We start from the raw sequence: 12,512 nt of genomic DNA on the forward strand, positions 1-12,512 counted from the left end.
CGGGGCGCTACACCCCGAATGACCTAAAGCTGTTCGGTTTCGGCGTAGTCCTGCTCGCCGCTGTCGGTGTCGCTGAACGAGCCGCTGTCGCTCCAGGTGCCGCTGGCCGCGTCGTAGCCGACGACGGAGGACGGATCGAAGGAAGCCGGAGAATCCTTGAGGGACAGGCCGAGCGAATGCAGCTTGACCTTGACCTCGTCGATGGACTTCTGACCGAAGTTGCGGATGTCCAGCAGGTCCGACTCGGTGCGGGCGACCAGCTCGCCGACGGTGTGCACGCCCTCACGCTTGAGGCAGTTGTACGACCGAACGGTGAGATCCAGGTCCTCGATCGGCAGACCGAACGAGGCGATGTGGTCCGCCTCGGCCGGGCTCGGGCCGATCTCGATGCCCTCGGCCTCGATGTTCAGCTCGCGAGCGAGACCGAACAGTTCGACCAGGGTCTTGCCCGCCGACGCCAGCGCATCCCGCGCGGAGATCGAGTTCTTGGTCTCGACATCCAGGATGAGCCGGTCGAAGTCGGTGCGCTGCTCGACACGGGTGGCCTCGACCTTGTACGTCACCTTGAGAACCGGCGAGTAGATCGAGTCAACCGGAATCCGGCCGATTTCCGCACCCGACGCCTTGTTCTGCACGGCCGGGACGTAGCCGCGACCGCGCTCGACAACGAGCTCGATCTCCAGCTTGCCCTTGTCGTTCAGGGTGGCGATGTGCATGTCCGGGTTGTGCACGGTCACGCCCGCCGGGGGGACGATGTCACCGGCGGTGACGGTGCCCGGACCCTGCTTGCGCACGTACATGGTGACCGGCTCGTCCTCTTCGGACGACACCACGAGGCCCTTGAGGTTCAGGATGATGTCGGTGACATCTTCCTTCACGCCCGGAACCGTGGTGAACTCGTGCAGCACGCCGTCGATGCGAATGCTGGTGACAGCCGCACCAGGAATCGACGACAGCAGCGTGCGCCGCAGCGAGTTGCCGAGGGTGTAACCGAAGCCCGGCTCCAGCGGCTCGATAGTGAACCGCGACCGGTTCTCGGACACGACCTCTTCGGTCAGCGTCGGTCGCTGTGAAATCAGCATTTCTTCCTCCTTCGAGCACCCACCATTTGATGCTCACGATTGGGAGCTGTTGCGGCCCTAAGGGCTTCGTTAATAGACCCAGTGGGCCGCAACCAGCGGCGCGCCTAAGCGCACCTCATTACTTCGAGTAGTACTCGACGATCAGCTGTTCCTGGAGCGGAACATCGATCTGCGCACGCTCGGGGAGCTGGTGCACCAGAATCCGCAGACGGCCGGGGACGACCTGCAGCCAGCCCGGAGCCTGACGATCGCCGACGGTCTCACGCGCGACCTGGAACGGCAGCATGGAGGCCGACTTCGGCTTGACGTCGATGATGTCGTACTGCGACACCTGGAAGCTCGGCACGTTCACCTTGACGCCGTTGACGACGAAGTGGCCGTGCGAGACCAGCTGACGGGCGCCACGACGGGTACGGGCCAGACCGGCGCGGTACACGACGTTGTCCAGACGGGTCTCGAGCAGACGCAGCAGGTTGTCGCCGGTCTTACCCTTCTGGCGGTTCGCCTCTTCGTAGTAGCGGCGGAACTGCTTCTCCATGACGCCGTACGAGAAGCGAGCCTTCTGCTTCTCCTGCAGCTGGAGCAGGTACTCGGACTCCTTGATCCGCGCGCGGCCGTGCTGGCCCGGCGGGTAAGGACGACGCTCGAACGCCTGGTCGCCTCCGACGAGGTCGACGCGCAGACGACGCGACTTGCGGGTGATGGGGCCTGTATAACGAGCCATTTTTTATCTGAATCCTTTCCCGCTAGACGCGACGGCGCTTGGGCGGACGGCAGCCGTTGTGCGGCTGCGGGGTGACGTCGGAGATCGAGCCAACCTCGAGGCCGGCGGCCTGAAGCGAGCGAATCGCGGTCTCACGACCCGAACCCGGGCCCTTGACGAAAACGTCGACCTTCTTGACGCCGTTCTCCTGCGCCTTGCGGGCAGCGTTCTCGGCAGCGAGCTGCGCGGCGAACGGGGTCGACTTACGCGAACCCTTGAAGCCGACGTGACCCGAGGACGCCCAGGAGATGACGTTGCCTTCGGGATCGGTGATGGACACGATCGTGTTGTTGAACGTGCTCTTGATGTGCGCGTGGCCGTGCGGGATGTTCTTCTTATCCCGGCGACGCGACTTCTGAGTCTTCTTCGGGCCCGAGGCCCGGCTCTTCGGAGGCATGCGCTATCCCTACTTCTTCTTGCCGGCGACGGTCTTCTTCGGACCCTTGCGCGTACGAGCGTTGGTCTTCGTCCGCTGACCACGCACGGGCAGGCCACGACGGTGGCGGATGCCCTGGTAGCAGCCGATCTCGATCTTGCGACGAATGTCGGCCTGCACCTCGCGGCGCAGGTCACCCTCGACCTTCATGTCCGAGGCTTCGATGAAGTCGCGGAGCTTGGTCAGGTCGTCATCGCTGAGGTCCTTGGAACGCAGGTCCGGGCTGACGCCGGTCTGGTCCAGGATCTCCTTGGCGCGGGTACGGCCGATGCCGAAGATGTAGGTCAGCGCGATCTCCATGCGCTTTTCGCGCGGGAGATCGACGCCCATCAGACGTGCCATGTTTGGCGATTCCTTACTTTTGCGGAGGTCTTCTCCCTGTCCGTCCCCTCGAAAGTGGGGCCCCGGCCTCCGTACCGGGGGTAGGCCGCCGTCCGTCCCCTACGGGACTCGTCGACGGCGACTGGAGCTGGGAGTTCTTCTATTACTGCCAATCCGAATCGCGTTCGGTGCTTGGCGGTAATCAGCCCTGACGCTGCTTGTGGCGCAGGTTCTCGCAGATCACCATGACCCGACCGTGACGACGGATCACCTTGCACTTCTCGCAGATCGGCTTGACGGACGGCTGAACCTTCACGTCAGATCCAATCTGGGTTGGTGTTCACTGGCCGTGAACACAGTTTTTCCCCGGCCGGTTTGACCGGGGAAAACCCGGGACTCTAGGCCCCGGAAGTCTTGACGCACCCGCGAGGGTGACTCACTTGTAGCGGTAGACGATGCGGCCGCGAGTCAAGTCATAAGGAGACAACTCAACGACGACGCGATCTTCGGGGAGGATGCGGATGTAGTGCTGCCGCATCTTGCCGCTGATGTGGGCCAGAACCTTGTGCCCGTTTTCCAGCTCGATCCGGAACATCGCATTGGGCAACGGCTCGATAACCCGGCCCTCGACCTCGATGGCCCCTTCCTTCTTCGCCATATCCTCCGCGATCCCGGTTAGGCCGAACCTGGTTGGCTCGAGCTCATTACGGCTGGTCGGCCCAGAAGTTAGTGGTGCACGCTGGCCAACCCGGTGACATACTCACTGGGGGCGGCACGTAGACATGCCACAACCACTATGTAAGTCACCAGCTGCCTAGCCTACCCGTTTCCCCAGATCCGGCCAAATACGGGGCCTGTGACGTGCTCCGACTCCACGCCCTCGCCGGCCCGGGAACATATACAGCGGGCACACCGTCGCCGGAGATCGCTAAACTACGCCCTGTCCAGCTAGATCGGTCGAGCACCCGGGGGTAGATGTGAGTCGCGAGAACGACGGCCTCCCAATGCTCCCACCCTGGCTGTCGGAGGGCGAGGTCTCCGACAGCGCCTATGAGGCTCCCCCGGTCCAGAACCTCCCGCAGGACGAGGTCATCCCCAAGGCCAAGGGCCGCATCTTCGGCAATCGCGACCGTCGTAAGAAGTCCTCGACTCCCGAACCGGCACCGCAGTCGAAGTCGCCGACCCCGACTCCTGCCCCGGACCGTTCCGCACCCCCCGCACCCAAGGCCGCCGAGCCCGACCGGTCCAACTCCCCGCAGTCGGGTGCCCCGATGCCGCAGCGCGCGCCGGGCACCCATTTCAATCTCCCCTCGCAGGGCACTCCGCCGAACGGCGCGACCCAGCAGTCCGGCACCCCGCCCACCCCCAACGGCCAGCGCCCCACGGCAGCCCAGCGCAACGGCTTCGGCTCCGCCCCCGCGCAGCCCAACGGCCAAGGTTTCCCGCAGCAGCCGCCCAACGGTCAAGGCTTCCCGGCCCAGCAGCCCAACAGTCAAGGCTTCCCGGCTCAGCAGCCCAACGGCCAGGGATTCCCCGCGACGCAGCCGGGTGGCACCGGATTCCCTCCGGCGCAGCCGAATCGGCCCGGCACCGGTGGCGCGGTTCCGAACGGTCAAGCGGAGCAACGGCTTCCGGACCGGCCGCAGTCGAGCCCGCTCTCGCCGACCGACCTCGCCGAGAACGGCGGTCAGTTCTCACGCCCTCCGGTGACCCCGGGACCGCCTTCGGGTCCGCTCGGCCCAACGTCTGCACCCTCGGTCGGCGGCCATTTCTCGCAGCCGCCGGTCATCCCGGAATCGCCGCTGCCGGGGCCGAACTCCGGTTCGGCCGGGCCGCGGCTGTCCGGCCCTGCCATTCCCGAGGCTCCGGCGGATCAGTCGGCGCAGTCGCGCCCGCAGCAGAGCAACCCGGGTTTCACCCCGCCGTCGCTGCCGCCGTCACCCATTCCGCAGCAGGACTCGGCCGCGGCGCAGTCCGGCGGTGCCTCGCACGCTGCCGGTCCGTCGGCGATCGCCCCGGCTCCCGTGGCTCCGTCGGACCCCACCACTCGGGTGCCGCTGCCGCGCGCGTCCCGTGAATCCAGCTCGGCGACAAGCGATTCGGCCGCTCCCGTCGGGCGTCCCGAGCTGCCGCCGTCGCCCGGTGAAGTCGGCGCGACCGCGTCCGACCCGATCGGTGCGACCACCAAGATCTCGCAGCCGCCCTTGCCTCCGGCGCCCGGCGATCTCGATGCGACCGGCACCGGCATCATCACTCCGCCTGCCGGTACGCCCGCGGTGGGCGGCCCGGTGCCGAACACCACGGCCGCCGCCCACGGCCTGCTGGAGGCCCAGTTGGCCAGCCTGGGTGGCGCTCTCGCGGGCCCGAATCCGCTGGCCCCCACCGCCAATGGCGGCGCCCCGACCACAGCGCCGGACAGCCTGGCCGCAACAGATTCCGGTGCACACCGCCACGGCTCCGACTCCCCCGCGATCGAGAATGCCGCAGTCGAGAACTCGACGCCGGACACCGAACTCGATCAGCCGATCCCCCCTGGTCGACACCGCGCAGTGGAGGTCCCCCTCCCCCTTCCCACGAATTCCCCCCAGGGCGGCCCGATCCCGTCGACGCCGCACGCCGATCCCGCGCAGCCCGCATTCCGGCCACCGGCCCCGCCGATCCCGCAGGGTTCCGGCCCGGCGCCGCTGAGCTCGACCCCTTCCCCGCAAAGCCCGACCCTTGTCCCGCAGAATTCGGCCCCTGCCCCGCAGATTCCCGGCCCAGGGCCGCAGAATTCCGTTCCGGGCCAGCAGTTCCCGGGTGTCGGTCCGCAGCTGTCGGCCCCGGGGCCGCAGGTTCCGGGCCCCGGCCCGCAGAGTTCCGGCCCTATTCCGCAGGTCCCGAGCCCGCAGCCGCCGACCGGTGGCCACTGGACACCGCCGCAGCCGCCGATCCCGGGCACGCCCCTGGGACCGCAGGGTCAGCTTCCAGGTGTCCCGGCCGCGCAGGAGGCCATCGACCCGGATGCGAATCCGTGGACCAACGCCCCCATGTCCGAGGCGGCCGCAGCCGGCCTGACCGGTCCGCACGGTCTCGGTACCACACCGGCGGGCACCGGTTTTCCGGGCAATATCGCACCCGCGCAATCGAATTGGGGTCCGGACGCATCCGGACAGCAAGCCCCGTCCGCGCCGTGGGGCGCACCGGATCAGCAGGCGATGCCGGGTTACGGGCCCGGACCGCAGCAGGGTGCGCCGTACCCGGCCGCACCGGGACCCGACGGTTTCGCTCCCGGCCAGGATGCCGGGCAGCTCGGCGCACCCGGGCAGATGCCGTGGGCTGTGCAGGGCCAGCAGCCCGCCCCCGGGTACCAGCAGGGTGACCCCGGTCAAGGCCAGTGGGGCGCGCCGGGTTCGGAACAGCCCGCGGGCTATCCCGGTGGCGCGGGCCCGAATTCGAACTTCGCGCCGGGCCAGTACGCGCCCGGTCAGCCCGGTCCGGCGACGGGTCAGTACGGCCCCGGTCCGCAGGGCCAGCCCGGCTACGCCGCGCCCGCGTGGGGTGCGAACGGTCCCGGCGGGACCGCGCCGTCGCTGGATGATGTCCCGTTCCGTAAGGCCAAGAAGGCACCGGATTCCGGTTGGCGGCGGGCCGTTCACCATATGTCCGGTGGCACGATCAATCCCGGCATGTCGGCGGAGGAGCGCCGCCTGCAGGAGTTGGTGGCGCGAATTCGGCAGCCCGTGCGCGGTGATTACCGGATCGCGGTGCTGTCGCTGAAGGGTGGCGTCGGTAAGACGACCACCACGATGGGCCTGGGTTCGATTTTCTCCTCCATTCGCGGCGATCGGGTCATCGCGGTGGATGCGAATCCCGACTTCGGCACGCTCTCACAGCGCGTCCCCTTGCAGACGCGCTCCACGGTCCGGGATTTGCTGCTGGACGAGCATATTCAGCGATATTCGGATGTGCGCCGCCACACCTCACAGGGCAGCAGCCGGCTGGAAGTGCTGGCCAGTGAACGGGATCCGGCGGCCTCGGAGGCCTTCAGCGAGGACGAGTACCGCGCGGTCGCGCGAATTCTGCAGCGCTTCTACAACATCATCCTCACCGACTGCGGCACCGGCCTGATGCATTCGGCGATGGCGGGCGTCCTGGACCTGGCCCACTCCCTGGTCCTGATCTCGTCGTCGGCCATCGACGGCGCCCGCAGTGCCGCCGCCACCCTCGACTGGCTCTCCCTGCACGGCCACGACCACCTGGTCCGCAACGCCGTCGTGGTGATCAACCTGCCCCGCCCCGGCGCCCCCAGCGTCGGCATCAACCAACTCCGCGACTATTTCCTGTCCCGTTGCCGCGCAGTCCACATCATCCCCTACGACTCCCATCTCGGTGAGGGCGCCGAGATCGACCTGCACCGCCTGAGCAAGCCCACCAAGCGCGCCTACGTCGAATTGGCGGCCACGGTCGCCGATGATTTCTCGGCCGACCACCGCCGCTATCGAGGCTGATTCGAACCCGTTCGCCGGCACCGAGTTCAGTCCCCTCGCCCGCACATGACACAGCACCGGACCGGTGCTAACTTGTGGCTCGAGCGCCGCCCGTCCGGCGCGTGCGGGATCGAATAGTTCAGTGGCCCGCTGCTGTCCGGTGATGAGGGTTGAAACGCATGCGTCTGAGGTTCCGGCGATTGTCGGTTGCCGGAATGGGTGTCGCGCTGCTCGTTGTGGCCACGGCATGCGGGAATGATGCTGCGGCAGCCGATTACGGGCCGTATTCGGTCGCGCCGGGTGGGAATGATTTCGATCGGCAGCCGAGTCGGATTCGGGGAATTCTGGCCGAGTCGTTGCGGCTGGCCGACCATATCGTGTTCCCGGTCGATATCGATCCCGACCTGACGACGATGCGCGGCGGCGGCGTGTCCGCGGATGATCGCGGCTGGCATGAGCCCGCGCTTTCGCCGGCCCAGCGGGCGGTGGCGCGTCCCTTCGGGGTGGCCGGGTCGTTCGGTCTCGCGGCGGCGAATCGGTCCGCCGCGCAGGGCCCGCCGCAGAAGTATCTCGCGGTATCCCTCACCGCGTTCCGTGACGACTCCGCCGCCACGACGGCCGCGGCGGAGATGGCGCGGGTGGATTTCGAGGCGAGTCCGGAGAACGCGCCGATCCCGTTGGCGGACTTCCCGTCCGCGTTGAGTCATTGGCGGCCGGGCGTCGCCTCGGTCGGCAGTCTGCTGGCGTGGAAGAACGTGGTGATCCGGGTGTACGCGGAGTTGCCGGAGCCGGATCCGGGGCGGCTGGCCGATCTGGTGGACGCCACCTATCGCAAGCAGGTGGCGCAGTTGACCGGATTCGATACCGCGCCGGTGCCGGATCCGGCCGCGATCGCACTCGACCCGGATGGCCTGCTGACCAGGCTGGTTCACACCGGTGATCCGCTGGCGGATCCGAAGTCCTTCGCCGCCTTCGGTGTTCGCGCCTTCGCAGCGCTGGCTACGGAGCCGGCCCGCAAGCTGACCACACTGTCCGGCTATGGCGTCACCGCCTTGGCGGTCTCGCACGACAAATACCTGTATCGGATGCGCGATTCGAAGTCCGCCCAGTCGTATGCCGGCTGGCTGTCCGATGACCCGGAGAACTCGGAGTACACCTGGATGCGTAATGCCCTGCCCGGCGCCCGCTGCTCGGAGGCGACCCGCCCGGACCCGAAATCGCTGTCGGCCCGCAGATATCGCTGTGTGGTGACCCGCGGCGAGTACGTGGCGACGGTCTACAGCAATACCGACAGCGATGTCCGGCAGCTGGCGGCGGCGCAGTACGCGGTCATGGCGGGTGGGCGATGAAGGCGCTGCTGCCCGACGATCCGCGCTGGATCGGCCCGCATCACATGATCGCCGTGATCGGCACCGGCGGTATGGGCCGGGTGCTGCTGGGCCGGACGCCGACCGGGAAGCTGGTGGCGGTCAAACAGATTCACCGTGCGCATGCCGACGATCTGGAGTTCCGCGCCCGATTCCAGCGTGAGCTGGAGACCGGCAAGCAGCTGACGGGCGCGTTCACGGCGACCGTGGTGGACAGTGATCCTGATGCCGAGACCCCTTGGCTGGCCAGCGAATACGTGGCGGCCCCGGATCTGGCGACGGTGATCGCGGGCTGTGGCCCGATGCCGCTGTCCGGGCTGCGGCTGTTGGCGATCGGCCTGGCCACCACCCTGATCGAGGTGCACCGCGCGGTGCTGGTGCACCGCAATCTCAAGCCCGGCAATGTGCTGCTGACCCCGGAGGGGCCGCAGGTCATCGATTTCGGGATCGCCAGCCCGCGTGCCGCCGACGGCGCCACGGGCCCGACCTTCCAGGCACCCGAGCAGGCCGAGGGCCAGCCGGTGACCTCCGCCGCCGACGTCTATGCGGTCGGCATGCTGCTGACCCTGGCCGCCACCGGCACCGCGTCCGCTTCGCCGGATTTCCAGGCGATCCCGCATTCTCTCCGCAAACTCGTGGAGTCGTGCCTGGCGCCGGATCCCGCGCATCGCCCCTCGGCGCGGCAGATGCTGGAGCAGGCCGAGCGCATCCCCACGGAATCCGCCTGGCCGCAACCGGTGCTGGATTTCATCGAGGCGCATCGGGTGGATGCCGAATGGTGGGCGTCCAGCGGCGAGCAGGAGACCCGGTACCGGGATCAGTTGGCGCGCTTGGCCGGTCGTCGCCGGCGCACGGTCGGCTTGGCGGCGGCCGCGGCTGTCGGCCTGGTGGTGATCGGTGGCACGGTGTGGAGTCTGAGCGACTCCCCGGATACCGGCGGGCACGCCCAGCCGCACAAGGACCCGTCGCTGGATCTGTCGGCGGCGGAACTGCGCCTGCTGGATGTCTGCGCGGTCATCGACAAGTCGGTGGCGGGCAAGCTGGGCACCCGCACGGGCGATCCGGAGTCCACTCCCGAGGGCGGCTGCGCCACCACCGTCGTCGATTCCACGCAGCGAAAGGTCCAGTACACCTTCGACATCCCCGATCACGCGATCGGTGTAGACCAGTTGACCCCGACCGGCCGTACCGCGGGCTGGGCACCCATCCTGAGCGCCGGAGCCGCGGGCAGCACCTGCGATACCGCGGTCGTCACCCAGTCGGCGGTCCCGGTCACGCTGCGCATGTCCGCCGCGGAACTCGACCCCGCGGCGCCGCCCGAATCCGCCTGCGCCGCCTCCGAAGCGGCTCTGCTGGCCGTGGTGCAGCAGCTCACCGATTACGCGCCGCAGCGTCAGCTGCCCGCGGCGTCGGTCCTGCGCCTGGATCCCTGTGCAGTGGTGCAGGAGAGCATGATTCACGATCTCGCGGGCGACCTCGTCGACCATCAGCGCGCCCCGCATTCCTGCACGACGATCGGCCGCGAGGGCTGGGTCCGGGTCGACCTGTCCGACGAGTCGCGCCCGGATCGCGGTGACTGGACCTACGACACCGTGCCGGTGGGTGAGTTCACGACTTACGCCATCGGCGCACAGTCGGCCAGCGACTGTTCGCTCAGCTACCTGGTGCGTCCGACCGAAAAGGACAATGCCGAGCAGTTGAAGATCAGAGTTTCCGATCTTTCGAATTCACCGGACGCTTGCGGCAAAGCGGAAAAACTACTCACCGATGCGATTCCGCGTTTGCCGAAGTGAATTAGTACAAAACAGATGGCGGTCCGGGCCACCCTCGGGCCCGGACCGCACAGTGGGTTTGCTATTTACCAGGCGGGCAGTCGACGCCGACCCGCGAGCACATCGCGCACGAGATCGTCATAAGCGTCGGACAATTCAGCCAAATGGTGCCAAGCGCCGTGCAGCATTTCATCATTCGCGTCAAGGGTCATCAACGCGTGATGGGCACGGATCGACGCCTCGGCAAGTCGATCGATGACCGATCCGACCGTTTCGGTATGCAAGGTCGCACCCAGTCGATGCTGGGGAACCGAGCGCACGATCCAGTCGTCAATGGCCATGACCAATTCGATTCGGCGGCGCTTGTTTTCGATGATCGAGGTCGGATCCGTCTCCGGCCCGATACCGCCCCGTCCGACCACTCGGCGCTCGTGCAGCACGGCGAGGTCGTGGGCGAACCACAGTAAGGGTCCGCCGATGACCCGGTGCCCGCGACAAGCGCGCAGGAGTAGGTCGGAGGTCGGCAATAGGCCGGAAGCCAGTGGCTGCGCCTCCATGTCCACATAGGAACAGGACACGTCGGGCAATGCCACGACGACCGTGTTTGATGTCTCCGAACCAGCCACGTTGCCTCGCGTTCTTCGACGTATAACAACACCGCATTCAGGACGTTCATTACAATAAACCTCAGAATGCTGCTGTCAAGCCTTACACGGCAGTAGTACCACCGGAGTAGACTTCACAGCCTTGAAGCAACAACCGAGGAGCGAGATGGCGGACGGTCCGAGATATCAACGGATCGCAGACCTCCTCCGCGAGGAGATCCGCGCCGGCAAGTGGGAACCGGGCGATCGACTACCGAGTCACAATGAGTTGGCTGAGCAGATGCAGGTCTCGATTACGACGGCCCGCAATGCGATTCAACTCCTGGTCGCCGAAAACCTCGTTTACACAGCAACTTCGCGCGGCACCATCGTGCGAAGTCAAGAGGTTCTGGAATCGGTTGTCACGAACCATATTCGGCCGGACCGCCCCAAGGCCGCGCACGACATCTTCTCGGAGATCGCGCGCGCCGCGGGGCGGCAGCCGTCCAAACAGTTCAGTGCCAGAATGGAACCGGCCAGTCAGCAGGTGGCGCACTGGCTGGGCGTGGAGCGCGACGAGTGGGTGGTGTCCCGCACGATCATGCAGTACCTGGACAACGAGCCATGGTCATGGGAGGTCAGCTTCTATCCGCGAGATCTGGCCGAGGCCACGGGAATCGACGCACCGCACGACATTCCGGAGGGCACCACGCGCCGGCTGGCCGACCGCGGTTTCGCCGAGACCGCACACCGCGACACCGTCGTCGCACGCCCCGCCACCGCGGACGAGGCCGCCCTGCTGGGCGTCGGTCCCGGCACGCTCCTGCTCGATCATTTACGCATCGGAGCCAACCACGAGCGAATAACTCGAGTGACCCGGCATCGTTCCACAGCTGCCCGCAACCGATTGGCATACGAATTGGGCGACAACGAAGGAACGGACATTATTCGTAAAACTCTGGGCTCGCCCAATCCGCCCGGAAATTCCCATTCCTTCGGCAATTCTCTGCTACCCGGCTCGCCATGACACCGCACCTGCGCCCGGCCAGTCTCTCGGACCTGGGAACCATCACCCGGTTCCGGCTGCAACGTACGAACTGGCTGGCCGCGCGCGGCAGCGACCAGTGGACCCGGACCGGACGAGGCCTCCCCATCGAGACCTTCGTCCGGTCCGTGGCCCAGGCCGTCCGTAACGGCGAAACCTGGATAGCCGAGGTCAACGGCGAGCCCGCCGCCACCATCACCGTCAACGACCGCGCCGACGAAAACCTCTGGTCCCCCGGCGAACTCGCCGACGCCGTGATCATCCACTACATGATCGTCGACCTCCGCTTCGCCGGCCTCCGAGTCGGCGAATCCCTCCTGGCCCACGCCGCCTGCCTGGCCCGCCGCAAACACCGCACCTGGGTCCGCCTGGACGCCTGGACCACCAACGAAGCCCTCCACGCCTACTACCTCCGCTCCGGCTTCCACTTAGCCCGCATAGCCGGCCCCGAAGCCACCGGCCCCTCCCGAGCCCTCTTCGAACGCCCCACCGCCGACTGGACGGCCCCCCACACCTCCACCTACCCACCCCTCACCCCCGCAACCACCGAACCCACCCTCTTCACCCTCCCCCTCACACCCCCCACCACCTGGCCCCTCCCCCACAGCCCCTTCCTCCGCCCCCACCCGGGCGTAGTCGCCGAACCCGGCCCAGCACCTACGACCTGAGCCGA

12 protein-coding genes are annotated in these 12,512 nt (G+C 67.4%); 5 read left to right on the forward strand and 7 right to left on the reverse strand.

Features of this window, described 5'->3' with window-relative positions:
• Window positions 1-23 precede the first annotated feature (23 nt).
• The 6 genes from ACFXHA_RS06645 to infA all read right to left on the reverse strand — a co-directional run bounded on the left by ACFXHA_RS06645 (window position 24) and on the right by infA (window position 3,260).
• Window positions 24-1,082, reverse strand: a complete 1,059-nt coding sequence (locus tag ACFXHA_RS06645; RefSeq protein WP_033085978.1) for a DNA-directed RNA polymerase subunit alpha — start codon at window positions 1,080-1,082, stop codon at window positions 24-26.
• Between the two features lie 118 nt (window positions 1,083-1,200).
• On the reverse strand, window positions 1,201-1,806 hold the full coding sequence (gene rpsD, locus ACFXHA_RS06650) for a 30S ribosomal protein S4 (RefSeq protein WP_379353728.1): 606 nt from the start codon (window positions 1,804-1,806) through the stop codon (window positions 1,201-1,203).
• Window positions 1,807-1,828: 22 nt separating this feature from the next.
• A complete protein-coding gene (gene rpsK, locus ACFXHA_RS06655; protein WP_067818955.1) occupies window positions 1,829-2,242 on the reverse strand; it encodes a 30S ribosomal protein S11 in 414 nt (137 codons plus the stop codon).
• A gap of 9 nt (window positions 2,243-2,251) precedes the next feature.
• A complete protein-coding gene (gene rpsM / locus ACFXHA_RS06660; protein WP_033085976.1) occupies window positions 2,252-2,623 on the reverse strand; it encodes a 30S ribosomal protein S13 in 372 nt (123 codons plus the stop codon).
• Between the two features lie 181 nt (window positions 2,624-2,804).
• Window positions 2,805-2,918 (reverse strand): 50S ribosomal protein L36, encoded by a 114-nt coding sequence (rpmJ, locus tag ACFXHA_RS06665; RefSeq protein ID WP_033085975.1) that lies wholly within the window; start codon window positions 2,916-2,918, stop codon window positions 2,805-2,807.
• A gap of 120 nt (window positions 2,919-3,038) precedes the next feature.
• Window positions 3,039-3,260 (reverse strand): translation initiation factor IF-1, encoded by a 222-nt coding sequence (gene infA / locus ACFXHA_RS06670; protein ID WP_040804562.1) that lies wholly within the window; start codon window positions 3,258-3,260, stop codon window positions 3,039-3,041.
• Between the two features lie 2,371 nt (window positions 3,261-5,631).
• Here infA and ACFXHA_RS06675 point away from each other — a divergent pair.
• The 3 genes from ACFXHA_RS06675 to ACFXHA_RS06685 all read left to right on the forward strand — a co-directional run bounded on the left by ACFXHA_RS06675 (window position 5,632) and on the right by ACFXHA_RS06685 (window position 10,231).
• On the forward strand, window positions 5,632-7,092 hold the full coding sequence (locus ACFXHA_RS06675) for an AAA family ATPase (RefSeq protein WP_379354981.1): 1,461 nt from the start codon (window positions 5,632-5,634) through the stop codon (window positions 7,090-7,092).
• A gap of 158 nt (window positions 7,093-7,250) precedes the next feature.
• Window positions 7,251-8,420: a hypothetical protein gene (locus tag ACFXHA_RS06680; RefSeq protein ID WP_379353730.1), complete on the forward strand. Its 1,170-nt coding sequence runs from the start codon at window positions 7,251-7,253 to the stop codon at window positions 8,418-8,420.
• Window positions 8,417-10,231: a protein kinase gene (locus ACFXHA_RS06685; RefSeq protein WP_379353732.1), complete on the forward strand. Its 1,815-nt coding sequence runs from the start codon at window positions 8,417-8,419 to the stop codon at window positions 10,229-10,231. Before ACFXHA_RS06680 ends, ACFXHA_RS06685 begins: the two co-directional genes overlap by 4 nt.
• Window positions 10,232-10,296: 65 nt before the next feature.
• Here ACFXHA_RS06685 and ACFXHA_RS06690 read toward each other — a convergent pair whose 3' ends face one another.
• Window positions 10,297-10,650 (reverse strand): DUF4254 domain-containing protein, encoded by a 354-nt coding sequence (locus ACFXHA_RS06690; protein WP_379353734.1) that lies wholly within the window; start codon window positions 10,648-10,650, stop codon window positions 10,297-10,299.
• A 331-nt stretch (window positions 10,651-10,981) separates the two neighbouring features.
• On the opposite strand from ACFXHA_RS06690, the gene ACFXHA_RS06695 reads away from it, so the two are divergent.
• Both ACFXHA_RS06695 and ACFXHA_RS06700 read left to right on the forward strand, forming a co-directional pair.
• Window positions 10,982-11,821: a GntR family transcriptional regulator gene (locus ACFXHA_RS06695; RefSeq protein ID WP_379353736.1), complete on the forward strand. Its 840-nt coding sequence runs from the start codon at window positions 10,982-10,984 to the stop codon at window positions 11,819-11,821.
• Complete coding sequence (locus ACFXHA_RS06700; protein ID WP_379353738.1) at window positions 11,818-12,507, forward strand: GNAT family N-acetyltransferase; 690 nt, start codon at window positions 11,818-11,820, stop codon at window positions 12,505-12,507. The genes ACFXHA_RS06695 and ACFXHA_RS06700 overlap by 4 nt, the downstream gene beginning before the upstream one ends.
• The last annotated feature ends 5 nt before the right edge of the window (window positions 12,508-12,512 follow it).

Source organism: Nocardia sp. NPDC059240 (assembly GCF_042753865.1).
In the GTDB taxonomy this organism is placed as follows: Bacteria; Actinomycetota; Actinomycetes; order Mycobacteriales; family Mycobacteriaceae; genus Nocardia.